Genomic DNA, 26,495 nt, shown 5'->3' with positions numbered 1-26,495 from the left:
TTAGTTCGTTATGCATCCTTTTGAGCAGCCGAGATTGGAACCGGTTGAACAACAACTTTAGTAACGGTGATTGGACGTAAATTCTCAAATCAATATGAAAAAGAAGCAGGAAAAATTTCTTGATTATTATCATCAATGGGAATTACAGAAGGGGCTATTCCATTTGCGTTATCCGATCCGTTTCGCGTTATTCCGTCGTTTATGTTAGGAGGAGCAGTATCGGGAAGACTATGTGCAGCATTTAATCTGGGTTCAACTATTACTGGTTGGCCAATCACAAATAGGATTAAACACATACTAATTAAAGACCCTAAAACAGGATATACAAATCAAGTCAAAACTCCCTGAATTTTTTTGCTGACTAAATATTTCTTAAATAGTTTCATTAGATAGTCAACAATAATACCGATGATTAAACCTTCTAAAAAACCTAAACCATCAACAATGACAATTCCATCGCTTGATGTTTTTGTAACATATACCCAGGCAAGTACTCCTAAAAAGCCTGGGGTTAACCCTGGTTTATCGGCCATTGCATAAACAATATAAGCAGCTAAAACAGGTGCTAATAAAATGCTTAATGCTTTGCCCAAAACATTTCCTAATGTATTTAACAAATTGGCATGAGCTGTAATATAATTAACCCCTGCAACTTGGTTAATAATAGTGATAATTGCTTGAATCGCCGTCCCGGCCACAATAACTGGTACCGCATAAGAAATTCCCTTTAAAACAGCATTTTTTAGACTAACTGCTCCCGCTTTAAAATGTAATTTAAATCAATGGCGATTTTTTGGTAGTTTACTATCTTCTTGTTTAATAACCGGAATCTGCTGCGAAGAAATATTGCGTGCTAAATTAAGAGCATTATTAAAAACTTTTTCCACATTATGCAGCGGGTCAGCCACAGCAACTTTTAAAATTGGAATGTCAACAAAGCGTTCTTGTTCGGCAGCATTAATATCAGTTGCCATAATTAAAACATTCGCATTTTTAACATCCTCACTAGTTAATTTATCTTCAAATCCATTAGAATCCTGTTTTTCAATTTTTACCGCATACCCCATTGCTTTGACATAATCTTCTAATTTTTGCGCCGCCATATAAGTATGGGCTACTGCCGCAGGGCAAGCTGTAATCCCAATAATATATCTTTTATAATCGGAATTAGAATTTTCACTAGTTTTCTCATCCGTTGCTGTTAAAATTTTAAGAACTGCTCTTTTCTCCGTTAATGTTTTTAACTGGGAACGGATCTCAGAATCCAATAGTTTTTAACAATAGAACTTAAAATTTCTAAATGAATATCACTTGCTTTATTAGCCGGAATAATTAAGGCAATCGCAACTTCCTGTCCGACTTTAATAGTTCCCTCAAATAAGCGCCCAATTCCTAACCGACCAATAACTCCGTATAAAATATTAACATATTACTAGCAAATTACCTATTTTTTTTCGTAACTTCTCGGTTTATTTTTACTTAAAAATTTTGTAATTCATAATTAACAACGAAATATTTAAGATGATAAATTTTAACCAGTTTTAAAATGATAACCATCATAATTATTTAATTTTATAAAATTAAATAAGAATATCTTAGTATAATAAAGATATTAAAGAATGTGAGTATATGGCATTAATGGGGAATTTATTAAACGCGGGATTTAAAATATTAATGGCAAGATTATTCGCAGCCGGATGGTCAGGATTACTACAACTAACACTTGCTAAGCAAGAAATAATTGCTTTCTGATGGGGTTTTAATTTACAAATTACTTTAATCTTTGGTGCTTTATGAAAATTTAAATGTTGAGCTATCATAATAAATTTATTTAAAAGTTCTTGATAAGTAATTTTCAGTTTAAAAGAAGCCCAGTCATTTTCCTCATAAGAATTTTGATAATTCATCCGAAAATTTTCTACTTGCAGATCACCATCATATAACATTAAATCTTCTTCAATTGGTTGGGTTAAATATTGTTCATTTAAATCAGAAAATAAAATTTGTAAATAATCAATTTTTAAAACATTAATTTCAATTGCCATTTTATTCTTCTTTTCTCTTAATCAACCAAACCATAAGCTGCTAGCCATTCCAACCCATAATTTAAAGTAAAAAGATCAGTTGCAATCTTATCACTAATATTTTTAGCAATCTTATCTAAATCATCTGCATAATTAATCTTAACTAAACCTAGTTTATTATTAATAGCATTTTCCGATAATAATAAGGTAACCTCGTTATTTTCAATAATCATTGGGACTAAACGATGATATTTATTGGCTAAATCAATTAAATTAACCATTACTTTCGGTGTTAATAGTTTCCGCACCAGCACCGGATTATTACTATAAACATCAAATATTTTTTCAAATTCACTAGATTCTAACTGGTCATTTTTATGACGAGATAAATATTGTTCTAATTTTCCTTGGTTAGGAATAACGCGACCATTAACCCCGGTTTCTTTTGCTAATTGGTAAGTTAAATACATAAAACAATCTTGTTTATTAAAATCAGCGAGCATCCGGGCTGCCACTGTGGCAGCAACATCAAGCGCTAACGCATCACGTTCTTGGGTTATTGTTCCCAAGGATAATAACTGGTTTTTAAATTCTAAATTAAAAACTAAATCATCATTGCGATTAAAAACCCGGGGGTTAACAAAGCCCACACTTTCACCCATGGTATGAAAGACTGTTTTATTGCGTTGTAATTGCGGAGCGGATGGAATTGGCTTTAAATCAAAGCCGGGTTTCATATTATTAAAGGTAACTTCGGGATTATAATCATGCATAAAAGCAAATTCGTAGTATTTTAACCAATTAAGATGATTCATAATATTCATTAAATAATTTTTATTTTTTCGATAAAAACTAAATAAGAAAATACTTGCACCAATAAATAAAAATCCTGTTATAAAATAAGTAATAATAGGCGTGGTTCAACTATTAATTTTATTCATCGCACTTAAAATAATCGCACTAACTACTACTCCAACAATTCAGATTGCTAATAATAATCATCCCAAAACATAGTAAAAATTTTTGGCAAACCGTTGTTTTACTTTTTGGTTGGGAAAAGTTGTTGTCACTAAATGATTAAGATCTTGTTTAATATAGTTTTTGGTTTTATTAGTTATGTTCATGTAATGCCCACCTTTATAGGTATTATAACGAAATTAAAAGATTTAAAAAAGAGAATTTTTAAATCTTTTAAATCCCAATTGGATGACCTTCCAGACCATGAGCAACTTCCATAATAATTTCGGATAAAGTTGGGTGGGGATGAACAGCTTTTGCTAAATCATAAATTGTTCCTTCAATTTCCATACATAAGGTAATTTCAGAAATCATATCTGTCGCAGTTGCACAAATAATATGAGCTCCTAAAATTTCACCATATTTAGGTTCACAAAGAATTTTAACAAAGCCATCTGTTTCACCATCCGCCAGGGCTTTTCCATTTGCTTTTAAAGGAAATTTAAAAGCTTTATATTGAATATTTTGCTTAATTGCTTGTTCTTCAGTTAAGCCAACCATCGCTACTTCGGGGTGCGAATATATACATGATGGAATTTTATTGTAATCAATTTTATCTTGGTAACCCTTAATATTATTGATTGCGACAATTCCTTGTGCCGAAGCAACATGGGCTAGCATTGCTTTCCCAACAACATCTCCAATTGCATAAACACCAGGGAGATTAGTTTGACATTGATCATTTACTTCAATATTTTTACGATCACCAATTTTTAAACCAATATTTTCAAACCCAGTTAACACAGGAACCCGTCCAACTGATACTAAACAATAATCAGTTGCTAGTTTAACTTCTTGACCATCCTTGTTATCATAAATGATTGTTTTCCCTTTAATTTCTTTAATTTTAACACTAGTTTCAATTTTAACTTTGTTTTTAATTAGTAGTTTAGTCATTTCTTCGCAAACATCTTTATCTAACATTTCTAAAATTGTATCTAAACCTTGTAAAATAGTCACTTCGGTTCCTAAACGACGATATAGACAGGCGAATTCAACCCCAATAACTCCACCCCCAATAACGGCTAATTTTTTTGGAATTTGGGGTAATGATAATGCTTCGGTTGAACTAATAACAAAACCATCGGCAGTTGCCTTATCAAAACCAGGGAGCGGTAAACTTCTGGAAACACTTCCCGTTGCAATAATTAAATTATCACAAGTATATTTGTTACCATTCACTTCAATTGTATTTTTATCCAAAGCCTTTGCTTTCCCTTTAACTAAGGTAACCTTATTTTTTTTCAATAAGTATTCAACCCCTTTTGTTAACTGGCCAACAACTTTGGATTTGCGTTCTTGCATTTTAACTCAGTTCGGAGCAACATCGGTTAAGTTTTTAATATCAATTCCATACATATCAGCATGTTGAATCATATCATAAACTTTCGCTCCTTTTAAAAGCGCTTTGGTTGGAATGCATCCGACATTCAAACAAACTCCGCCGTAGTATTCTTTTTCAACAATTAAAGTTTTTAATCCTTCTTGGGCTGCTTTAATAGCACACACATAACCTCCCGGACCAGCTCCAACAATAATTACATCAAATTTATTATCCATTTTTTAAGTTCCTTACTATATTAACAATAAAGCTGGGGATTCTAATAACTCGTTTAAACGCATTAAGAATCGCCCCCCATCAGCACCATCAATTAAACGATGATCAATTGATAGTGATAATGGTAAAATTGATTTTATGACAATATTGTTTTCTTTATCAACTGTTGGTTTTTTTTCAATTGTTCCAACTCCTAAAATTGCGGCTTCGGGATAGTTAATAACAGGAGTAGCTATTTCAACTCCCACGGACCCAAAGTTAGTAATGGTAAAGGTCCCATCACTCATTTCATCCATTTTAAGTTTACCATCGCGCGTACGCTCAGCTAAATCATTAACAGCGTGGGCAATTTGTAAAATATGTAACTGGTCTGCTCCTTTGATAACAGGAACCATTAATCCCCGTGGGGTATCAACAGCCATTCCAATATTATAATATTGTTTATAAACTACTTCTTCTGTTTGTTGATCATAAGAAGAGTTTAGCATCGCAAATTCTTGCAAGGCAATCGCACAAGCTTTAATAAAGAATGGCATAAAGGTTAACTTAATTCCTTGCTTTTCAGCTTGTTGTTTTAACTGACTACGTAATTCAATTAATTTAGTAACATCAACATTTTTGATTAATGTTGTTTCGGGAATTACTGTTTTTGATAATGTCATTTGTTTAGCAATTGCTTTTCTAATTGGGCTCATTGGTAACCGGTTAACTTGACCAGTTGTTTTAATATTTGACATTGTAATATTCGGCATCATCATTGTTGGTCCTGCTGCAACAGGTCCAGCACTATGTTGACTAGCATTTTGAATATCACTTTTTTTAATTCGACCGTTTGGTCCGGTTCCCTGAATTTTAGTTAAATCAACTTTTAAGTCACTCATCATTCGACGGGCAACAGGGGTTGCTAGCACTTTACTATTAATAGTTTGGCTATTATTAGTTGTTGGTAACGAACGTGCAGCAATCACAGTGTTTGAAATTGGAACTGCACCAACCACCCCGGCCGCTTTTTCTTCTTCGGCTGATTGTGCAGCTGATGGTAGTTCTGAAGATGGGCTAGCACTATCAACGGTCCCATCATCAATTTCAATAACAACATCCCCCACAAAAATTGTATCGCCAACTTTCATGTTAATTTTTGTAATGGTTCCATCAACTGGGGAAGGAATTTCAGCATTTACTTTATCGGTTTCCACGGAAAACATTGTTTGACCATCTTTAATTTTGTCACCAACTTTAACATTGATTTCACCAACCACTCCTTCGGTTAATCCTTCACCAATATCGGCAAATTTAAATTTTAACATCCGAAAATTCCTCCTTTAAATTTCATAAGCCATAATTTCTTTGACTTTTGTAACAATTTTTCCCACTAATGGTTGATGATAATGTTCACCACGGTCAAAGGGAATCACAATATCATAACCAGTTAATCTTGCACATGGTGCTTCTAAGTATTCAAAACATTTTTCATTAACTGTGGCAATAATTTCAGCGGCCACACTAAATGAACGAACTGCCTCGTGGACAACTAATAAACGCCCTGTTTTTTTAACTGATTCAATAACCATTTGGCGATCTCATGGTTGAATTGTTCGTAAATCAATTAATTCAATGTTTGTCTGATCACCAGCAGCTTTTAATTCTTCAATTGCTTTTTGACAATCAACCGTTTGCGTTCCATAAGTAACAATTGTCAAATCAGTTCCTTCTTGAATTTTATAACCTTCACCAATTGGTAAAGTATAATATTCATCCGGGATTTCTTGTTTAAATGCGCGATAAATTTTTGTTGGTTCTAAGAAAATTACGGGATCTGGTGATTCAATTGCCGCTAATAATAGCCCTTTTGTATCAAAAGGAGTTGAAGGAATAATCACTTTTAATCCCGGGTTATGAGCGAACATGGCTTCCATTGCTTCGGAATGGTGTTCTAACGCACGGATTCCTCCACCCATTGGCATTCTAATAACTAACGGACAAGTAAAACGACCACGACTACGATTACGCATACGAGCAATGTGTGTAAACAATTGTTGAATTGCGGGGTAAGCAAATCCTTCAAATTGCATTTCAACAACTGGTAGTAACCCGTTAATAGCCATTCCCACTGCCGTTCCTGCTAGTGTTGCTTCCGCGATTGGAGCATCAAAACAACGTTTTTCACCATATTTTGCTTGTAACCCCATTGTTGCACGAAAGACCCCACCTTCAAACCCAACATCTTCACCATAAATAACAACATTTTGGTGTTTTTCCATTGCCAAGTCTAAAGCATGCGTTAACGCTTGAATATTATTAAAAGTAGCCATTAGTGGTGTCCTCCTTTACTTGGGTGCGCGGCAAAGTATGCTTTTGCTTCTTCATATTGTTCTTGTAAGAATTCTGGCATTTCCGCATAAGTATATTTAAAAATGTCCTCTAGTTCAACAACATTGTTTTGTTCAACTCAGGCAAATTCATTTTTAATAAACTCTTCTTGTTCTTTATCTAGTTTTTCTTGATCTTGTTCTGATCATAATTTTTTATCAATTAGATATGCTTTCATTCTAATTAGAGGATCTTTTGTTAAAGCATCTTGGTATTGTTCTTCATCCCGATAAACTTTTGGATCATCAGCAGAAGAATGGGCCCCTAAGCGGTAAGTATTACATTCAATAAATGATGGTCCTTCCCCTTTTCGAGCAAGCGCAATTGCTTCTTGGACAGCTCCGTAAACAGCAAAGAAGTCATTACCATCCACAATAACATTCCGAATTCCAACCCCAATCGCTTTTACTGCAAAGTTAATTGCTTTTGTTGCTTTTTTACGCGGAGTTGAAATCGCATATTGATTATTTTCCACAATATAAATGGCTGGAACGTCATGTAATTTTCCAAAGTTCATTGCTTCGTAGAATTCACCTTCCGAAGAACCACCATCACCAGTTGTTGTAATTACAACGGCATCAGTTCCCTTATATTTTTCTGCAAAGGCTAGACCAGTTGCATGGGAATATTGGGTTGCAATCGGAATATTAACTGGTAACACATTAATTCCTTCTGGTGTTTTTGTTCCTAGCTCATTTCCACACCAATATAACATAATGTTACGCATTGGAATTCCCGCTGCTAATCAAGCAGCATTGTTCCGATAAGCTGGAGAAAATCAATCTTTACCTTTAATTAATTGCATTGCATAAGCAACTTCTGAAGCTTCTTGGCCAGTTGAACTTAAAAATGATAACATTTTTCCTTGGCGTTGAATTTTATTTTGAAATTCATCTTGTTTTCTTGATAAACACATTAGTTTGTAAGCTTCAACAACATCTTTATCCTTGATTTTGGGCATTAAATCAGGATTGATGATTTTCCCAGTTTTATCCATAATTTGAACCATTTCATTTTTTAATGAATCAAACTTATCAAAATACATTTTTTCTTTTGCCTCCTTTTAACTTAAGTAATTTAATTAATTACAACATCAATAATTTCATCTGTTGTAAAGTTTTGTCCAAAAATTGCTTGAATATCAAATTGTTCCAGAACATTTTTAATATCCGTACACGTATATTTACAATTTATTAACGCGGCTTCCAGCTGTTCGGTTCCTTGGGAACCTAAAAAATCACCAAAGATTTTAATTTTTGTAATTTTACCTTGCTCAACATTTAGCCGCACATCAACTGTTCCTTTACCTTCATAACGAATTTTATGTTTGTAGGTAAATTCTGGTGAACTCCCGTAGTTTCAATCCCATGTCCGGTATTTTTCATCAGCCAATTTATTTACTTCTGCAATCACCTGGGCTGGTAAATCTAATACTTGGACTCCCTTGTCGGAAACTAATTGTTGGATAATAAAATTGCGAAATTGTTCAATTGTAATATCTGTTTTTAATAATGGACGAATATTAGTAACGCGAGCAGGAATTGACTTAATTCCTTTCGAAATAATTTTACTTTGATCAACATTTAAATATTTTGGTAATTTTGCTAAATCAACATCAAATAAAATTGTGCCATGATGCAACAAACGATTTTGATAGGTTAATTGGGCATTACCGGATATTTTTTTGCCATTAATTTCAATATCATTTTTACCCGCAAATTTTGCTGATAATCCTAACTTTTGTAATACTTCAATAATAGGTTGTAAAATTGTTTGATAGTTTTTTGCTAGTGGACTATTTTTATCAACAATAAAGGAAAAACATAAGTTTCCTTTATCTTGATAAACAGCACCCCCACCAGAAGATCTTCGAATAATATTAACCTGATCTTCTTCAATTGCTTTGAGATTAATCTCTTCTAATGTATTTTGGTTTTTACCAACAACAACAGTATTGTTATTTTGTCAAAGATAGAAAATCTCATCCCCAAAATCATGTTTCAGTAGATACTCATCTAAAGCAAGATTGAAATAGACATCAGTTGAGGGATTATTAAAGTATATCATTACCTATTTTTTAAAGTAATTTAATCCCAAGACTTCTAGGGCAGGTAGCGTAATAAAGTTATATGGTTTATTGAAGTGTGGTAAGAAGAAGATATCAATTAATGGTAATTCATCAATTGTTACCTCTTTCATAATTGCTAATGAAAACATATACATAACTTCAGTATGGTTATTTTCAGAACCTACTTGTGCTCCAATAATTTTTCTTGTTTTTTTATCTCATAAGATTTTAATTAGGACTTTTTTATATGAATACATAAATTCTGGACGGTCATTATCCTCAAAAGTAATTTGTTCATAATCCATTCCCAATTCTTTCGCAACTGTTTCAGTAACTCCCGTTGATGCTAAACATCAATCAAAAACATTAATTGCATTTGACCCTTGAAATCCTGGGGAAGCTAATCCTGCTGGTTTTAAAGCATTAACCGCAGCAATAATTCCTGTTCGCACCGCGTTTGTTGCTAAGGCAATATAGCAAGGACGTTGTTTGGCATTATCATAAACTTCAATACAATCACCAACGGCAAAAATATTTTCATCGGATGTTTGCATAAATTCATTAACCATAATTGCCTTATTATTATCTAAGTCAACAACTCCCTCTAACATTTCAGTGGCTGGTTTAAACCCAACTGCTCAAATAACCATATCAGCAGCATGACTTCCTTTATCGGTCACAACTTTAGTTACTTTTTTATTTTCACCTTCAAATTTCATAACTTTTTCACCAGTTGCTAAATGCACACCGGCTGCTTTCATTGCATTTTCAACACGATCAGTGAATGGTTTATCATAATATCTTGGCATAATACGATCAGAAATATCGACTAAAGTAACATTTTTACCTTTCGCGTGGAAAGCATCAACTAATTCAACACCAATGTATCCAGCTCCACAAACTACAACATTTTTGATGTTTGGATCTTCATTAGCTTTTTTAACTAATGCTCCGTGTTGGTATCATTTAACAATGTGAACTCCTTCCATTGTAATTCCTTCAATTGGGGGAATAATTGGTCATGATCCAATTGCTAAAATTAAACGGTCATAATTATCATCAAATTCTTTTCCCGTTTTTAAATCTTTAACATGGATAATTTTCTTTTTATTGTCAATATTAAGAACTTCATGTTCCATATTAACTTTAATTCCTTCACTTTCTAAGATTTCTGGTGAAGCATAAAATAATCCTTGGGGATCTTGTACTTCACCCTTAACTCATAAAGCAATCCCACATCCTAAAAATGATACGTTATTGTTTTTATCATAAGTAACAATTTCTGCTGATGGGTCCAATCTTCTTAATGTTCTAACCGCAGTTGTTCCTGCGTGGTTGGTTCCTACTACTATAACTTTCATATTCTGTATGCCTCCTCCTTATTTATCATTACAAAATTTTAGTATTTTTTATTCTTTCGATATAACTAACAGAATAAACTTGCATAAAAAAATCAGCAATAGATTTTATTCATAGTATTGTAAATCATATCGTAATTTCATTATATACCTTGAGAAAATAAAAAACCAAAAATAATACTAAATAGTTATAAAAAATAATAAAAATTGGCAATTTTTACCAATTTTTATTAATTTTATCTTATTTTTATTAAAAAATAATTGACATAAAAATTAATACTAAATATTTAAAATATTTTAGAAAATTAATACTCATTTTATGGATTTGATGGTGGCAAAAAGAAACTACTATCATCTTGCTCTGCAATTTCTGGTTCAAAACTAATAATTGGTAAAGGATTGGAAACAGAATTTTCTTTAATCCCAAAGATTTTTTCATTTACTGTTTTGTTCAAAGTTTGACCTTTATATTTAATATATAATAAATTATTAATATAAATATATAAATACTGTAATCCCACAAACAAACCAATAATTAATAATACAGAAAAAATCATAATTAACCATCCAAAATGTTGATGCACATTTAGAAAGAAATATGGGTACCAAGTGCCCGACGAGCGATCACTATAATAACGTAAACTGCCCCGCACAGAAATAATTAGGAAATATAAGAATGGATATAATAATATTAATCATAAGTATAACAATCATACTACTTGGAATAATTAAATGTAAAATAACTGTTGATACTCAATGATAAGCATCATACTGGTTAGAATCCTGGGCTTTCGTAATAATTCCAAATCAAAACAAGAGCATTGTCACCGTAATATAAGTCGTAACCACTAATTTAATTAAATAGCTTGGTTTTTTATGTTTAAATTTACTTTCAAATAAATAAGCAAAAAAGTAAACCACTACAATATAGTTAGTTTGGGTTGTAAAAAAGAATAATAATTTGATACGCGTTCTGAATAATTTAAATCTTTAAATTGTGGTTGGGGATGGATAATTGCTAAAATTAAGTCCGTTACTAAAAAAGAAGTTATTAAAATTAATCACCCTCCCCTAAGCGGATATAAAAAAGAATTTTATCGTTTCATTTTAACATTTTATTAGCTTCCGTTCATTTATTTTAAATGGCGATTAGTATCATTAACAATTGTATTAATAACATCATTCTCCCATTAATATTTTTTTAACTTCATCATAATTTCTTCAAACTTACTATCAATTACACAACTTTTGATATCAAAATTATAAATTAAAATATCATTTAAATTAAACAAATATAAATCATTTAAACTTGCTCGTGATCAATACTCAAAACCATCATCAAGATCAATTGTTTCAAACTTTTTCTCTTTTTTAAAAAAGTCATTTCAAAGTTCATCAAAACTTTTTGTCTCACTATGATAACATTCATTATCATACATGTTATTAAGAGTCATGTGGTCAAAATAGTCAATGGCTTTTCCCTACAATTTTTTGACCGATGTAAACTGTAAACCCAACGCATAATTTTGATAAGTTCCAAGAATAATTAAAGGAATGTCGTGATTAACGATTAAATTTATCTAAGTGATTTGCCATCATAATATCTTGTTGTTTAATTACAATATTTTGCAAAATAGTCACTCTTTTTTTAAAATAATTATTTCACTTTTAAATTTTTTAATAAAAGCTCTGAACAATTTATACAAGCAAGAGATGGAAAGACATCACCATTCGAAATAAATTTTGTTCCAATTGGGTTAAAAAACTGATGACAAACATCGCATTCTTTTAAACCTTGGTTTACAAAATTGAAACAATCGGCACACATATTTTGATTATTTTCTCTCAAGAAATACTCATGACAGTGGGTACAAATTCCAATCGTTCCTTTAAACTGGCCGGTTTCTCACTTTGAAAATTCATAGCGGTCATTTGAACCAACATAAGAATAAACCTGAATAATTCATTTATCATCTTTATTAACCTTTTTCCCGTTCACAGTTACTTTGGTTAATAAATATTTTTGGGCTTCTTCGGGATTCGTAAATACTTTTACAATTTTCGCACCACTTGGTTGAGTTAGATTTTCTACATAATAAACAATGTATAAATTTTTTTGGGTATTCATTATTTAACCGCCCTTTCTTTTTTAAATGGCTTATAATTTTCTTCAGCACATTTAAAACAAATTGTATAAGTTTTATTTCCCAGGATTAGCTTCCCAAATAATTCCCGATCAAAATCATCGTGGGTAATTCTTCGTTTTTTACATAAATCACATTTAAATGTTGCTAACCCAATTAATTCATTTTCACATTCCGAACAAATTCCTTCGTTGTTTAATTTATTACGAATCCGGTTACATTGTTTACATAATGGTAAACTATCAATAAAACTCTGGGTTTCTCTTTTATTAAACTCATAGGTTTCAGTTGTGCTATCGTAACTAAAAACTAAACAAAACGAAATTTGCTTAATAACATCCTCATTATATTTATTATCTAAATAACAGTCTTGTAATGCCTCAATGGCATCTTTTTCTGATTTACAAATACATCGTAAAGTTTGGCCAATCCCGTTACTATCAAAAATAAAATAATAATCTCACACCATCATTCCCGTTTTAACCCCTTCTTATCTTTGATTTTTATAATTATAACATTTTCCACCCAGAATGAAAAATATTGGCAACACAAATGAAAAGATGCTACTTAACTAATCATTATTCAAGCAACATCTGAATAAGTTTTTCGGGAACTAGTTTAGAATCTTTAATAATTTTTAACCGAACTGTTGAATTATTAATCAGATATGTTAAAAAGTCATGAATTTTAGCTACATTATAACGTTGAATTTTTTGATAAAAATTATTAATATCCACTTTTAAAGAAACTAAAATTCGTAAAATTTTATTTCAACTAGTTGAAAAAAACAAACTGCTTCAATTCGACAAATTGTTGATTGCTGAACTCCAGTTTTTTGTGCTAATTCCTGTTGGGTTCAACCCCAATGAATTCTTAACATTTTAATAACACTATTCAAATTAACTCCTCCTAATCTTTTAATAAATTAGCAAGTTTTAATTTTTTATATTAATATGCATAAGTATTTTATCATAAAAAAATTTATCTAAATGTAAAATTTTATATTAATGAAATTAAAGATTATTAAAATAAGAAAGTTTATAATGTAAATTTTCTTAATAAATTAAATTGTTAAATTATCTGATTATTTAAATATTATTAAAAACTTTGTTAACTAATAAAGATTAGCAGTGATTCAGTTAAAAATAATTTTTGTAGTACATACTATCACCTATTTTTAAAAGTAGCAGCAAAAGAACCTTTTGAGTGAATTTTATCAACATAACTTGAACTATCAACTAGATGAGTTAAGGTAATATTAACTTCTCATTTTACTTCATTGTTCTGATGGACAAAATAATTGGAGTCGGTCGCTGACAGAGTAACATCACTAAAGTCATAGAAGGTTTTATTATTCATAATTTTTAATACCGAAGCTAAACGAGCAAGATCATTGTTGACAATTTTGGCAACCTTATCAATATTAAAATCTTTTAATTCAATCAAATCAGAAGTTTTCGCAATATTTTCAGTCATATCAACTGGAATTTGTCCTAATTTAGTAGATAATTTTGTTTGTCCTTCTGAAGTAGGAACAAAAAAGAATGAGATATAAATTGCTTGGACGTATGTTTCATTAATATCATTTTTGTGTTATAGTTATAAGCAAGTAATGAAGTTGTGCTAACTCCTGATAAGGTAAAGGCCCTTAATAATGTAAATAATTTTTTCATTAGAATATCCTTTCTGTATTTAAAATAATAATTTTATTAAAAAATTATAATTATTAGAAAATAATTATCTTTTTTAATTTTTTTGTTAAAAAATAAAAAAAGTTTCTAATAATATTAAAACTTTTAAAATAATAAGTTTTTTGGTGTTCTCGGAAAGGCAATCACATCACGGATATTAGTCATTCCGGTAACATACATTAATAGTCTTTCAAATCCTAACCCAAAACCAGAGCTTTTATAGTATCCGTATTTGCGTAAATCTAAATATCATTGTAAATCGGAAGTTGGAATTTTCATTTCTAAACAACGATTAACAATTTTTTGATAATCATTTTCCCGTTGACTGCCTCCAACTAACTCACCAATTCCGGGAACTAATAAATCACAAGCAGCAACTGTTTTATTATCATCATTAATTTTCATATAGAATGCTTTGATATATTTTGGATAATCAATTAAAAATGTTGGTTTTTTATTGACAACTTCGCAAAGATAACGTTCATGTTCAGTTTGTAAATCCATTCCTCAAAAAATATCATTATTAACAAACTGATGCCCGTTTTTAACGGCAGCTAATAGTAAATCAATCGCTGCTGTATATGAAGTTTGAGCAAACTCACTTTCATAAACATTTTGTAATCTTGTTAATAATTCAGCATCAACATTTGCTGTTAAAAAGCTTAGTTCAGAATGATTGTGATCAAATAAATATTTAATAACATGCTTAATCATTCCTTGCGCAAGCTTCATAATATCGTTTAAATCACTAAAGGCAACTTCTGGTTCAATCATTCAGAATTCAGCAGCATGACGGGTTGTATTTGAATTTTCAGCCCGAAAAGTTGGACCAAATGTATAAACACTCCGGAAGGCTTGGGCAAAACCTTCAGCGTGTAACTGTCCTGAAACTGTTAAACTTGCTTTTTTGTCAAAGAAGTCTTCGTGATATTTGTCATCATCACGAACTGTCACGATAAATGATTCGCCGGCTCCTTCCGCATCGTTTCCCGTAATAATTGGGGTATTGACATACACAAAGTTTTGACGATTAAAGTACTCATGGATTGCAAAAGCAGCACTACTACGAATTCGAAAAACAGCATTAAATGTTTTTGTTTTTGCCCGCAGGTGCGCAATTTCTCTTAAATATTCATGGGAATGTTCTTTTTTTTGTAAGGGGTAATTTTCATCTGCTAAGTCTAATACTTCAATGGCCGTTGCTTGCAATTCAAATGGTTGCTTAGCAGTTGGCGTTAGGGTAAAAATTCCGCTTATTTTTATTGCGGAAGATAAGCGCACACGAGCAATTTCCTCAAAATTACTAATGGCTTCCTTTTTATAAACAACTTGTAAATCATCAAAACAAGTCCCATCATTAATAACTAAAAACCCTAATTTCCCATTATTCCGATTTGATCTTACCCACCCTAAAACTTCAATTTTAGTTTGGTCTTTAATTTTATATTGGTATAAGTCAAAAACGATTTCCATTTTCCTACTCCTTTTAATATTTTATAATTTAATTGCACTTTCCAATGCTAACTTCATCATTTTTACAAAGTTAGTTTGGCGTTCTTCAGGACTGGTACTTTCTCCTGTTACTAATGAATCAGAAATTGTTAATAAACAAGCCGCATTTTTTTTTAGTTCAATGGCATTTGCAAATAATGCAAATGATTCCATTTCCACACAAACTGCTTGGTATTGGTCATGAATTTTTTTTCAATCATCAGGATGCTTACGATAGAAGACATCCGAAGAGTGAATAGTTCCCGTAACTATGGGTTGGTTGATTTCCTGCGCGGTTTCATTAATTACTTCATAAACTTTCCCAGGAGCAGTAATTACTTGTTCATCAATATCAGCAACAATTTTAGCGTATGAGTTTTCTCCGTATACTTTTGAGGCGTTGACCAGATAATAAATTTTAACATTAGGATCATAGCTTCCCGCTGACCCAATTCTAATAATTGTTTCAACATCATAAAATTTAAATAATTCATATGAATAAATTCCAATGCTGGGACAGCCCATTCCACTTCCGGCAATGGTAATTCTTTTGCCTTTGTATTCACCAGTATACATAAACATGTTCCGTACTTCATTAACTAACTTATAATTGTCTAAGAAATTTTCCGCAATATATTTTGCTCGTAAGGGGTCCCCAGGCATTAAAACAACGGGGGCAATTTCTTCTTTTTTTGCTTTAATATGTGGTGTCATAAATGTTATCCTTCTTTCTCTAACTACGTAATTATAAATATTTTACTATAAAAATTAAAAACGGAATATAAATTCCGTTGAATTAACGATATTTTTTAATGATTTTATTAGTTTTTAACCGAATATCTAAATATTCACGGTCCTTGTCTGTTGATAACAATAACTGTACTAAATTATCATTCCAATAAATTAATGGTAAAAGGGTTGATAAGAAAATCTCACTTTTTTCATATAAAGCGGAAGAAATAATTAAATGAGTAATATCCGCATACTTGGATAATTCCGAATTACTTTTGGAAGTAATGGCCACCACACTTGCTTTATTATCTTTGGCTTCTTTGGCGGCTTCAATAACCGATGCAGTTTGCCCCAATAAACTCATACAAATTAACAGGTCATTTTCATGCAATAAACTCGCACGCATTTTAATACTGTCTTCATCTTCATTTAAAACATTACACATAAAACCAAAACGGAATAGGCGATTTGATAATTCTTTAGCAGCTAACCCCGTATTTCCAATTCCCGCAATATAAACATTACGGGCTTTCTTTAAAAAATTCACGGTTGCTAACATTTTATCCTTATCAAAAATTTGGTTATTACGTTGAATGACATCTAAATAATAATTATAAATATCTTCCGTTGCCTCAAATTTTAGATTATTACTGTTTAAATGTTCTTGTTCAGCTACTAAGGCGATAATAAAATTCCGATAACCAGAGAATCCCAGTTTACTAATTAAAGAATAAATTGGCGAATAACCAATTCCGGTTGCTTTCGCTAAATCTTCAATTTTAATATCGCGTAGATTATTAACATTTTCGCGAATATAATCAACTACCCTTGCTTCTTTCTTCGTTAAATTTTCTTGTATCATCGATAATTTAGATAAGATTGAAATATTGTTATTGTTGTCCATCATACTTTTAATCCCATTGGTTAGCTTGTTGTGATAATACAAAATCTCGATCAACGATATCTGATTCTCATACTTTATTGATTAAATCATCGGTAAAGTACATTCAAGGTAATAGTTTATTTACATAAATACGATGATCATTCGCTCTTTGGTTCGGAGTTGAAATAATATGCGCTCAATCAGCTAATTTAACTGCTTTTGACATATCTTTTCCCGAAATGGCAATAATCTTAACTCCTTTTTCTTTGGCGACTTGTAACGCTTTGTTAATTGATTCGTTGTCCCCAAATAATGAATAAGCAATAATTAAATCATTCTTAGTCATAAATTTAGTTCTAATTAATAAGTCTTCTTCACTTTCATCCAAGTCAAAGGCATTAAAACCAAAACGGTATAACTCTAACGCTAATGTTGTTGATAAGGCATTAGTTGAACCCATCCCAACCACAAAAATACGGTATGCTCCTTTAATTGCTTCTAATGTTTTTTCCACTAGTTCAGTTTTAATCATACTGTCGTTTTGGTTAATAATATCAAAGTAATTTTTTTTCATTAAACTTTCCATATTTTCAAAGTCTAATGACTTAATTTCAACATCACTAGCAACTGAGATTAAAAAATCACGATAACCTCTAATTTGCATTTTTTTCAGCAATCCATAAATGGCACTATACCCGGTATTTACTTTTTGGGCTAATAGTTCAATATTCATGGTTGTTACTTCTTTCATATTTTCTTTGATAAATTTAATAATTTCATTTTCTTTCTTTGTAAAATTTTTAGAATCAAAAGTTTCTAATTTCGATAAAAATGACGCCATTCTTTGTTCACTCCTTAAATTAATTGTTTTTAGCGTTCTTTATTTAAAACCATTTGATAAGCTACACGAGCAATCATTGCACCATTATCAGTACAATATTCTAATTTAGGAATAATAACTTCTAAACCATCTCGTGCTAAACTTTTAAATGTCGCACGTAGGGCAGAATTGGCCGATACTCCCCCGACTAGCGTTAACATTTTTGGGTGATATTCTTTTATCGCTTTCATAGTTTTCTTTACTATTATTTCCACACAAACTTTTTGAAATGAAGCACAAAAATCATTTAAATTAATTTCTTGATGATTTTGGTGTGCTTTATTGATAACATTTCAACAAGCTGATTTCAAACCACTAAATGAAAAGTTATAACTTCCATCATCTAATGGTAAGGGAAATCGATAAGTATTTGGATTTCCTTGTTGCGCAAGTTTGTCAATAACTGGTCCTCCAGGATAATTTAATCCGAGCATTCGTACTACTTTATCATAACACTCACCGATTGCATCATCTAATGTTGTACCAAGGATTTCAAAATCTAAATGCTTTCTTAAATACACGATTTGAGTATGCCCCCCGCTAACTAATACTGCTAGCATGGGAAACTTAAATTGATGGTCAATTGCTCCAGCATAAATATGACCATATAAATGGTTTGTTTTAATAACTGGAATGTCTAAATAGCTGCCTAAGGTCTCAGCGGCTATTTTTCCAATATGAAGCGCACCAATTAATCCGGGCTTTTCTGTATAAGCAATATAGTCAAGGTCAAAGGGACTAATATTTGCTTCTAGGAATGCGGAAGATAAAACAGTGTTTAGATTATTTAAATGTAATCTTGCTGCCAATTCTGGAACCACCCCACCATATTTAATATGGTCGGCGATTTGTGATGATATAACATTCGTTTTCACCTGACTGTTACGAATAATCCCAACACTTGTTTCGTCACAACTTGTTTCAAGCGCTAAAATCCACATACTAATACACCTCGCTTCTAATTATATCCTAAACGGAAAATTAAACAACATAATTATGGAAAAAAATTACAAAAAATAACATATTTTAGAACTAAAATATGTTATTCATTAATGTGTATATTGAATCTTCTAAGACTAGATAACTTTGTTATCTTTCATTACTTTTTGAATACCTGCAATAGCATTGTCCGCATCGCTACCATTGGCAATTATTTCAACTTCAGTTCCAGTTTTAATTGCTAAGGCCATCACGTTCATGATTGATTTTAAATTTCCTTCTTTATCGGCAGTTTTAATAGAAATGTCTGAAGAATATTTACTTGCTTCTCCAACAACTAGGGCTGCTGGGCGGGCGTGCATTCCGACAGGATCAATAATAACAGCTTTAAATGATGCCATTTGATTTCCTCCTTCAAAATATACAAAATTATTATATCAAAATTAATACAAATCCTAACTTTTTTTAAATTTATTTTTAAAAATCAAAATAATTTAACCTACCTATCCCTAGTAAGTTAGGAAATTTGGTGTTGAATTTCAACTGCTAACTTCTCTGAATTATCATTAATTAATAACTGCACCAAATTATCAGTAATACTTTCAAAATTAATATTAATATAACTATTAGCTTTCAAATATCCTTTTTGCAAGGCGGGAGAATATAAATTGGCAATCATTAAATTAGCAAGTTGTAAACTATGGGCTTGTAAATAACTGTATTCATCAACACAAATAACCGCGGCCATTTGGTAATCATCAATACTGTTGGCTAACAAATGATGATCCTCTTTAAAATTCGTTGTTTTTAAATGCAAGTATCGTGGTTCAACTTTAGAATCATAACAAGCTTTAAAATAACCACGATAAAGTTCTTTTTTATCTTCTAACACTGTACTGACATATAAAACATTTTGATATTTGTCAATTAATTGTAAAGTTAAATCATACATCATTTTTTTATAGTTTAAATAAACACAATTATGATTTGCCAACTTTTGACCATAAATAATTAAATTATTATGATATTTTTCAATTGTTTGCAAAGTTTCGTGATTTAATTCATCAAGATTGTTTAATAGTAAAATAATTTTTTTAGTTTTCTTCTGCAAAAGGGTTTCAATAATGTCTTGCAACTGTTGGTGTTGATAATCAAAATAAATAATATTTAAAGATAATTTTTGCGCTCATAATTTCTTTGCTATTTTTTCAATTAAGAGATTAGTATTATAATCTAAAATACTAGGTGTAATTACACCAATATTATTAATATTTTTAGGGTTTTTAGCAACAAAATTGCTCCGTTGCACAATCGCATCAATTCGTTCATACATTTCTTCCGAAATCGAACCTCCCGAAAAGTAGCGTGAAACTGTCCCCACCCCACAACCAGCAATCTTAGCAATTTCCTTATAATTCTTGATTTTTATATCTCCACCTCATTTTTAAACCTAGCTAATTCTTAACTTTTTTAATAGCTTTACTATCAGCTGAAATAATTTTTGAACCAATCGGACTGGGAAAAATAACTTGAATGTTAGATCCGATTTTTTTAACAACAACGCCAATCCCAAAAATTTCATGACTAACACCATCATCAATGGATCAATTTTCCTGGGCGGATTGTGACCTTGTGTTAAGGGCCTTATTCGAAAAATTATTTAAACTATTTTCTCATTCGCTATCTAAACTATAATTACTTTTATACTTAACAGTTGTTCCTAATAAATCGCTCTCAATTATTTCTAAAAAATCCGGATTTAACTCTTTAACAAACCGCGAAGGGAATCTTTCATTCCCGGTAACATATGAATAACCATCCGCATAACTAATAAATAAGAGTTCTTTTGCCCTGGTGATTGCGACATATAAAGTTCGGCGCTCTTCTTCTAATTCACTTTCACCACTCTTAATTGCTTGAATTGAAGGAAAAATACCTTCATTAAGACCAACAATAAAAACAACTTTTTTCTCTAAACCTTTCGCATTATGAATTGTCATTAATGAAACACTATCATCATTAATTTCATCATTATCATGGTCAGTTTGTAAACTAATTAATTGTAAGTATTCATTAACTAATTCGAGACCTTGCAAATCAGAATTTTGGAAGTCAAATTTAGCAATCCCGTCAATTAATTCTTTAATATTTTCTACGCGTTCAGTTTCTAAATTATCTTGAAGGCGTTTTAGATAACCTGATTTTTCTAGTAAGGTTTCAATGACTATTTTAACACTTTGGGTGTCTTGTAATAAACTATTAGCATCAAAAATTGCTTCACTAAGCGCCGTTAAATTATTTTTTAAACTATTTGGTAATAAATCAAAATGATCAAGTAATAATTGGTTAAAACTTAACTGATGCTCTTTGAGAATTGCTTTCACCTGTTCCACTGCTTTTGGTCCAATTTTAGGAGTAAATAATAGCACCCGATCTAAAGAGAGTTCTTCATTATTAACTACTAATTTTAATAGTGCTAAGGCATCTTTAATTTCTTTCCGTTCGTAAAATTTAAAGGCCCCATAAATTCGATAAGAAATCCCATAATCAGCAAGGGAGCCTTCAATATCACGGGATAAATAGTTAGCGCGATATAATATTAAAATATCTTGGTAGTGGTAGTTCTCTTTTTTCACCAGTTGGTTAATTTTGCTGGCAACAAAATCACTTTCATCTAAACTACTGCTAGCATGGTACAAAATTGGTTTGACACCCAATTCTTTACTAGTAAACAATTCTTTTTTAATACGATTAGCATTATTAACAATTAAATCATTTGCGAGTGATAGAATATTTTGACTAGAACGATAGTTTTCGTCTAAAATAATTGTTTGGGTTTCTTTAAAATAATGTTCAAAGTTTAAAATTAACCGAATTTTAGCTCCCCGCCACGAATAAATTGTTTGGTCAGGATCACCAACCACAGTAATATTTTTTTTTGTTTCTGATAATCATTTGATAATATCAAATTGTAAATCATTCGTATCTTGGAACTCATCGACTAATAAATAATCAAAACGATCTTGTCATTTTGCTAAGATGTCTTTATGGTAAGAAAATAAACGATGGGTAAACAAAATTAAATCATTAAAATCTAAACTATTTAATTCTTTTAGTCTTTTCTCATATTCTTTATAAACATAGCCTCATCGTTTTTTATCACTATTTTCATAAGCCCCATCAATGACTTGACTTGGTGAATAAAAATCATTTTTTCAACTACTAATTTGCGACTTTACCATCCAACTTTCTTGGGCATCATATTTTAAGTTTGCCGACTTATAGATTGCTCTAATAATTTGGTCTTGGTCGGTGGTATCAATAATTTTAAAACTGCGCGGATAACCTAAGGTTTCAATATCTTCGCGTAAAATACGAACACACAGGGCATGGTAAGTGGAAATTCAAGTTTTTCGGCCCTCTTGACCAATTAAATTAACAATTCGGTTTTTCATTTCATTAGCTGCCTTATTAGTAAACGTTAATGCACAAATTCTTCATGGTTTGTGATTTCCATAACGAACTAAATAAGCAATTTTATTAATAATAACGCGTGTTTTACCACTGCCAGCCCCGGCAATTACCCGGACCGGTCCATTAATTGCTAAGACCGCTTCGCGTTGGTTAGGATTCAAATCTTTAATAAATTCATTTAACATTGGAAAGATACCCCTTTATTCTTTCTACCTAGTATTTACCTTATAAATCTTCAATTTCCTTTAATGCTTCATCGGAAATATTCCCTGGTTGGTCCCTTTTCAAATGAACATGTTCTTTGTTGCGCGTAATTGCTTCGCGTTTCTTTTTTGGTTTTTTAACTTGATTTGGTTTAATTTTAACAATAAATAAATTAAAATGTTTATCAAATAATATTTGATGGTTCTTATTTAAATATACACCAAAAACAAGTCCTAAGTACCATAAAAAATAAAATGTGGTAACTATTTTCATCACAATTGACGCAATTTGGCTAGTTTCTGAACGTCCCGCCAAAATTTCACCCAAGTTAACTTTAAAAATTACATCAAAAACAAAGTTAAAAATTAATTCAACAAACCAAGGAATAAAAATAATAAACAATTCGCGGGTAAAAATCACATTCATTCGTAATTTATTATTTGTAGTAACTAAGGTAATCCGCATTAGCCATTTTCCCAAGGTTTTTCCGGTCCATACATACGGAATAATAACAAAATAAAAAAAGAAAATAATAAACGTTGCAATAATAGCCACAATTGGTGCTCAGACATTGTGGTTAGGATTCCATTGACGCATTGTTAACGAAAGAACTAATGGAATAATACTTGATAAGATTAAATCTAAAAAACGAGCAAAAATAATTCTTAATGGGCGTGATAACTGGTGGTAGTTGTATTCATCATCACCAAGTTGCTCATTATTATTTTCGCTCTCTGGTTGCGAAAGGTCAGATTTGGTTGTTATTTGCTCAGCATCACCAAAATCTGTGGCTGAGATTGAAGGATGGTTTTTACGGGTGGTTTTTTTATCAATAACTTTCATTGGTATTCATCATTCTTAACTATTTATTTTGCATAAGTAAGTTTTCAATTTTTAAGATATCCTTCAATATCCTGCACAATTGGCGCAAATTTTTCATCATTGATATTTTGCACATACTTATTATCTTTAAAATGTCGTAATCTTCGTTCAATTTTATTTTGGGCACTGACAACTCCCTTAATTGCTAATTTTTTATTATTTTGTAAACGAACCATTCGCAAGAAACTAATTAAACAGAACCGAATAAAAGCATATTCTAATTCTTCATGGTACTCTTTATATAATCCAATTTCGCGATAAAAGTTAAAAATATGAACTCATTGTTTTAAAAGATCAAAAACACTATAATTAATTGTTCCTAATTCATATTCTGCTAAAACATCATTAATCGCTAAAAAACCATCACTATTAGCTAGTGCTTTGTAAATAAATAAACTATCATTACGAACATAATTAATAAATTCAATTTTATGGTCTTGAATAAACTGTGTTCGAAATACTTTTGTATTAATTAAAGTATGCACATTGGCAAAAACTTCTTTTTGAATTTTTGGGGTTAATAGTTTATTCAAATCATTCCGAAGATAGCTTTCTCCCTTAATGGTACTGTAGTATAACTTAAATTCTAACATATCAATTGGAACTAGTTCTTTATGATTTGCCTTAATTTTTGTTTTTAAAGTTGCAACTGCATTTTCTTTTAAAATTTGTCCCTCATCTAAAACTAAAAAATATTTTCCATTCGCGATATTAATTGCAGCATTAACTGCATATGAAAACCCTTGCCCACGTAAACTTGAAATCACTTGAATTTTATTATCGAAATTATAAAAATTATCACTTAATAATTCTAACGCTGTTGATTTTGGTTGAAATCCAGAATCATCAACTAAAATCACTTCATAATCACTATCGCTTTGTGCCTTTATTGATGATAATGTTCGTAGAATTTTTACTGGGTGATTTTGGGTTACAAAAATAATTGATAAAAACATAATCCGACATCCTTTTACAATTTTATTATTACTATAATTATATCTTATTTTTGTTAATTTTTAGTAATTTAAAATATATCCTCATTTTAAGATTTTAAGATAAAAATATAATATTATAATAGAAATAATTTTATAAAAATTCTTATAATTTAAAATTAAATTTATAATAAATATAGTATTATCATTAAAAGACAGTATTTCAAAAACTTATTAAGGCATATAAAAACACCTAAATGAAAGGACTTAACGATAAAGTAACTATTTATTTTAAGTATCTATTGGTTAGGTGTTTATTCTTAATTCTTAACGACCAAAATAAAGATGATCTTTATTTTGGGATTCTTCTTTTTTACGTAAACGAATTAATTCTCTTTCAATGCGAGCAATTCTTTTATAATTAAAGGGATCTCAACTTCCAGACCCACTTCGCTTTCTTGAACCTGTTTTATATACTCAGTTATACTCTTTAACTTTTGAGAAAAACCTCATAATATCCTCTCCCCCTATATCATTTCTTCTAATAAAGTGATATTTAATATAGTATCTCAATTTAAAATAAATATCAAACTAAAATTAAGAATTTCATAAAATAAAAAATTTAATTAGGAAAATATTGAAAAAAAGATGTTATTGCTAAATAACATCTTTTTTAATAACCTTTTAACCACCAAAAGTAACATTTAAGGTATAATCTGGAATTCCAGTTAATGGTGAAGCATCCTGATCTGAAATTTCAAAGATTTTCGAACCTGGTTTTGGTGTTAGTACTGCTTTTTTAGTATTAGCATCAAAACTTAATACTCAAATTTCATCATAAAAAATATCCTTGTATTTATTAGCAAAATTTTCTCCTAATAATTGTTTAACTAAATCATAACGTAACTGGTCAAGATTCTGCTCTGTATAAGTTCCTGGTAAATTAACATCAATAACTTCACCTAATGTTGGTTTAGTATTATTTTGGGTTAAATATGTTCTCGGGTTAGTATCAACTGTAAAATTAAAGGTAAATCCTGATTGGGCAATAACCCCATCCACTTTTGTTTCCATTGAAAATGTTCCTTTCTTAGTATTAGGGTCAATGTTAACTACCACTGAACCAATGGCATTAATCATGGCAGTAGCCATGGTTGATTTATAATAAGCGGGGAAACGGTTACGATCACCACCAAATTCCATAATTGCAGCAGCCATAAATAATATGTTATAATTCGGGTTACTAATATATTTATCATATAAATCTTTGTCAATATAAATTGTTCCTAAATTTGTTTCTTGGAAAATATCATTAAAAGTAATTGGCTGACCATCAATGGTTACCGCATTCCCAGTTAAACCACTACCTGATTTCGGAGTTAGCGTAATAATATGGCTATCATTGTCAACGTTAACATTCACCTGGCCAAGAGTAAATTGGGTTCCATTTAAAATATTAATAATTGCTAATGCTGTTTCTGGTTTAACATATTTACCAAGATCATTTTCACTGTAGGGAACTGAAAGAATTTTTAACATCTTATTAATATCAGTTGTTGCTCAATCTAAGGCAATCTTTTTTGTTAAAAATGGTAAGTTAGGCGTATTTGGCATATAACGAATAATAGCCGATTTCATTCCTGGTTGAATATCAATATCAACATCATCAGGATTTACTCCATCTTTTTGAATAGCAGCTCTAATATTTTTAACTGTTGGGACAACTTGGTATTTATCTTTGACATTAATTTTGTTTTCTTTTGTCCCATTATTACAAGCAACTACAGTAGTTGCAGTGGTTGCCGTAATTGTTAGTGATGCTAAAATCATCATTAATTTTCTCATTTT

29 protein-coding genes are annotated in these 26,495 nt (G+C 30.7%); all 29 read right to left on the bottom strand.

Annotated elements, in window-relative coordinates; all coding sequences use genetic code 4:
* Nucleotides 1–8: 8 nt before the first annotated feature.
* The 29 genes from P344_RS01580 to P344_RS01450 all read right to left on the bottom strand — a co-directional run bounded on the left by P344_RS01580 (nt 9) and on the right by P344_RS01450 (nt 26,492).
* Nucleotides 9–1,268: a fructose PTS transporter subunit IIB gene (locus P344_RS01580; protein WP_051413760.1), complete on the bottom strand. Its 1,260-nt coding sequence runs from the start codon at nt 1,266–1,268 to the stop codon at nt 9–11.
* Nucleotides 1,269–1,595: 327 nt separating this feature from the next.
* A complete protein-coding gene (locus tag P344_RS01575; RefSeq protein ID WP_148552281.1) occupies nt 1,596–2,093 on the bottom strand; it encodes a hypothetical protein in 498 nt (165 codons plus the stop codon).
* The gene (locus P344_RS01570; RefSeq protein WP_025317144.1) at nt 2,063–3,148 is read right to left on the bottom strand and encodes a DUF3137 domain-containing protein; all 1,086 of its coding nucleotides are present in this window, start codon (nt 3,146–3,148) and stop codon (nt 2,063–2,065) included. Before P344_RS01570 ends, P344_RS01575 begins: the two co-directional genes overlap by 31 nt.
* Nucleotides 3,149–3,215: 67 nt before the next feature.
* Nucleotides 3,216–4,601 carry a dihydrolipoyl dehydrogenase gene (lpdA, locus tag P344_RS01565; protein ID WP_025317143.1) on the bottom strand — a complete coding sequence of 462 codons (1,386 nt, stop codon included), beginning with the start codon at nt 4,599–4,601 and terminating at the stop codon, nt 3,216–3,218.
* A gap of 15 nt (nt 4,602–4,616) precedes the next feature.
* Nucleotides 4,617–5,906 (bottom strand): dihydrolipoamide acetyltransferase family protein, encoded by a 1,290-nt coding sequence (locus P344_RS01560; protein WP_025317142.1) that lies wholly within the window; start codon nt 5,904–5,906, stop codon nt 4,617–4,619.
* A gap of 15 nt (nt 5,907–5,921) precedes the next feature.
* Nucleotides 5,922–6,911: an alpha-ketoacid dehydrogenase subunit beta gene (locus P344_RS01555; RefSeq protein WP_025317141.1), complete on the bottom strand. Its 990-nt coding sequence runs from the start codon at nt 6,909–6,911 to the stop codon at nt 5,922–5,924.
* Nucleotides 6,911–8,014 (bottom strand): pyruvate dehydrogenase (acetyl-transferring) E1 component subunit alpha, encoded by a 1,104-nt coding sequence (gene pdhA, locus P344_RS01550; protein ID WP_025317140.1) that lies wholly within the window; start codon nt 8,012–8,014, stop codon nt 6,911–6,913. Before pdhA ends, P344_RS01555 begins: the two co-directional genes overlap by 1 nt.
* A gap of 32 nt (nt 8,015–8,046) precedes the next feature.
* Nucleotides 8,047–9,036, bottom strand: coding sequence for a lipoate--protein ligase (locus P344_RS01545; protein ID WP_025317139.1), 990 nt, complete (start codon nt 9,034–9,036; stop codon nt 8,047–8,049).
* A 3-nt stretch (nt 9,037–9,039) separates the two neighbouring features.
* Entirely contained in the window at nt 9,040–10,398 is a 1,359-nt protein-coding gene (locus P344_RS01540) for an FAD-dependent oxidoreductase (RefSeq protein ID WP_025317138.1), read from the bottom strand.
* A 314-nt stretch (nt 10,399–10,712) separates the two neighbouring features.
* A complete protein-coding gene (locus P344_RS06570) occupies nt 10,713–10,952 on the bottom strand; it encodes a hypothetical protein (RefSeq protein WP_025317137.1) in 240 nt (79 codons plus the stop codon).
* 70 nt (nt 10,953–11,022) lie between these two features.
* Nucleotides 11,023–11,316, bottom strand: a complete 294-nt coding sequence (locus P344_RS06565) for a hypothetical protein (RefSeq protein ID WP_148552280.1) — start codon at nt 11,314–11,316, stop codon at nt 11,023–11,025.
* A 269-nt stretch (nt 11,317–11,585) separates the two neighbouring features.
* The gene (locus P344_RS01530) at nt 11,586–11,834 is read right to left on the bottom strand and encodes a hypothetical protein (protein WP_025317136.1); all 249 of its coding nucleotides are present in this window, start codon (nt 11,832–11,834) and stop codon (nt 11,586–11,588) included.
* Nucleotides 11,835–12,052: 218 nt separating this feature from the next.
* Nucleotides 12,053–12,523 carry a hypothetical protein gene (locus tag P344_RS01525; protein WP_025317135.1) on the bottom strand — a complete coding sequence of 157 codons (471 nt, stop codon included), beginning with the start codon at nt 12,521–12,523 and terminating at the stop codon, nt 12,053–12,055.
* On the bottom strand, nt 12,523–13,011 hold the full coding sequence (locus tag P344_RS01520; RefSeq protein ID WP_236681408.1) for a hypothetical protein: 489 nt from the start codon (nt 13,009–13,011) through the stop codon (nt 12,523–12,525). The genes P344_RS01525 and P344_RS01520 overlap by 1 nt, the downstream gene beginning before the upstream one ends.
* A gap of 106 nt (nt 13,012–13,117) precedes the next feature.
* Entirely contained in the window at nt 13,118–13,276 is a 159-nt protein-coding gene (locus P344_RS01515; RefSeq protein ID WP_156028509.1) for a hypothetical protein, read from the bottom strand.
* An 11-nt stretch (nt 13,277–13,287) separates the two neighbouring features.
* Nucleotides 13,288–13,437 (bottom strand): helix-turn-helix transcriptional regulator, encoded by a 150-nt coding sequence (locus P344_RS06560; protein WP_148552279.1) that lies wholly within the window; start codon nt 13,435–13,437, stop codon nt 13,288–13,290.
* Nucleotides 13,438–13,703: 266 nt separating this feature from the next.
* Nucleotides 13,704–14,015, bottom strand: a complete 312-nt coding sequence (locus P344_RS01510) for a hypothetical protein (RefSeq protein WP_025317133.1) — start codon at nt 14,013–14,015, stop codon at nt 13,704–13,706.
* Between the two features lie 320 nt (nt 14,016–14,335).
* On the bottom strand, nt 14,336–15,703 hold the full coding sequence (gene asnS / locus P344_RS01505) for an asparagine--tRNA ligase (protein ID WP_025317132.1): 1,368 nt from the start codon (nt 15,701–15,703) through the stop codon (nt 14,336–14,338).
* Between the two features lie 21 nt (nt 15,704–15,724).
* On the bottom strand, nt 15,725–16,435 hold the full coding sequence (deoD, locus tag P344_RS01500) for a purine-nucleoside phosphorylase (protein ID WP_025317131.1): 711 nt from the start codon (nt 16,433–16,435) through the stop codon (nt 15,725–15,727).
* Between the two features lie 82 nt (nt 16,436–16,517).
* Nucleotides 16,518–17,360, bottom strand: coding sequence for a MurR/RpiR family transcriptional regulator (locus P344_RS01495; RefSeq protein ID WP_025317130.1), 843 nt, complete (start codon nt 17,358–17,360; stop codon nt 16,518–16,520).
* A gap of 4 nt (nt 17,361–17,364) precedes the next feature.
* On the bottom strand, nt 17,365–18,177 hold the full coding sequence (locus tag P344_RS01490) for a MurR/RpiR family transcriptional regulator (RefSeq protein ID WP_025317129.1): 813 nt from the start codon (nt 18,175–18,177) through the stop codon (nt 17,365–17,367).
* A gap of 29 nt (nt 18,178–18,206) precedes the next feature.
* A complete protein-coding gene (gene tsaD, locus P344_RS01485; protein ID WP_025317128.1) occupies nt 18,207–19,157 on the bottom strand; it encodes a tRNA (adenosine(37)-N6)-threonylcarbamoyltransferase complex transferase subunit TsaD in 951 nt (316 codons plus the stop codon).
* A gap of 135 nt (nt 19,158–19,292) precedes the next feature.
* On the bottom strand, nt 19,293–19,556 hold the full coding sequence (locus tag P344_RS01480; protein ID WP_025317127.1) for an HPr family phosphocarrier protein: 264 nt from the start codon (nt 19,554–19,556) through the stop codon (nt 19,293–19,295).
* A gap of 116 nt (nt 19,557–19,672) precedes the next feature.
* Nucleotides 19,673–20,536, bottom strand: coding sequence for a LacI family DNA-binding transcriptional regulator (locus P344_RS01475; protein ID WP_025331841.1), 864 nt, complete (start codon nt 20,534–20,536; stop codon nt 19,673–19,675).
* 73 nt (nt 20,537–20,609) lie between these two features.
* Complete coding sequence (locus P344_RS01470; RefSeq protein WP_025317125.1) at nt 20,610–22,814, bottom strand: ATP-dependent helicase; 2,205 nt, start codon at nt 22,812–22,814, stop codon at nt 20,610–20,612.
* A 40-nt stretch (nt 22,815–22,854) separates the two neighbouring features.
* Nucleotides 22,855–23,676: an RDD family protein gene (locus P344_RS01465; protein WP_025317124.1), complete on the bottom strand. Its 822-nt coding sequence runs from the start codon at nt 23,674–23,676 to the stop codon at nt 22,855–22,857.
* Between the two features lie 23 nt (nt 23,677–23,699).
* Nucleotides 23,700–24,671, bottom strand: coding sequence for a glycosyltransferase family 2 protein (locus P344_RS01460; protein ID WP_025317123.1), 972 nt, complete (start codon nt 24,669–24,671; stop codon nt 23,700–23,702).
* 303 nt (nt 24,672–24,974) lie between these two features.
* Nucleotides 24,975–25,160, bottom strand: a complete 186-nt coding sequence (locus P344_RS01455; RefSeq protein ID WP_025317122.1) for a hypothetical protein — start codon at nt 25,158–25,160, stop codon at nt 24,975–24,977.
* Nucleotides 25,161–25,331: 171 nt separating this feature from the next.
* Nucleotides 25,332–26,492 (bottom strand): Vmc-like lipoprotein signal peptide domain-containing protein, encoded by a 1,161-nt coding sequence (locus P344_RS01450; protein ID WP_025317121.1) that lies wholly within the window; start codon nt 26,490–26,492, stop codon nt 25,332–25,334.
* Nucleotides 26,493–26,495: the final 3 nt, after the last annotated feature.

This window comes from Spiroplasma mirum ATCC 29335, assembly GCF_000565195.1.
In the GTDB taxonomy this organism is placed as follows: domain Bacteria; phylum Bacillota_I; class Bacilli_A; order Mycoplasmatales; family Mycoplasmataceae; genus Spiroplasma; species Spiroplasma mirum.
The sequence above is the reverse complement of the archived record's forward strand: the minus strand, read 5'-3'. Positions and strand labels throughout refer to the sequence as shown.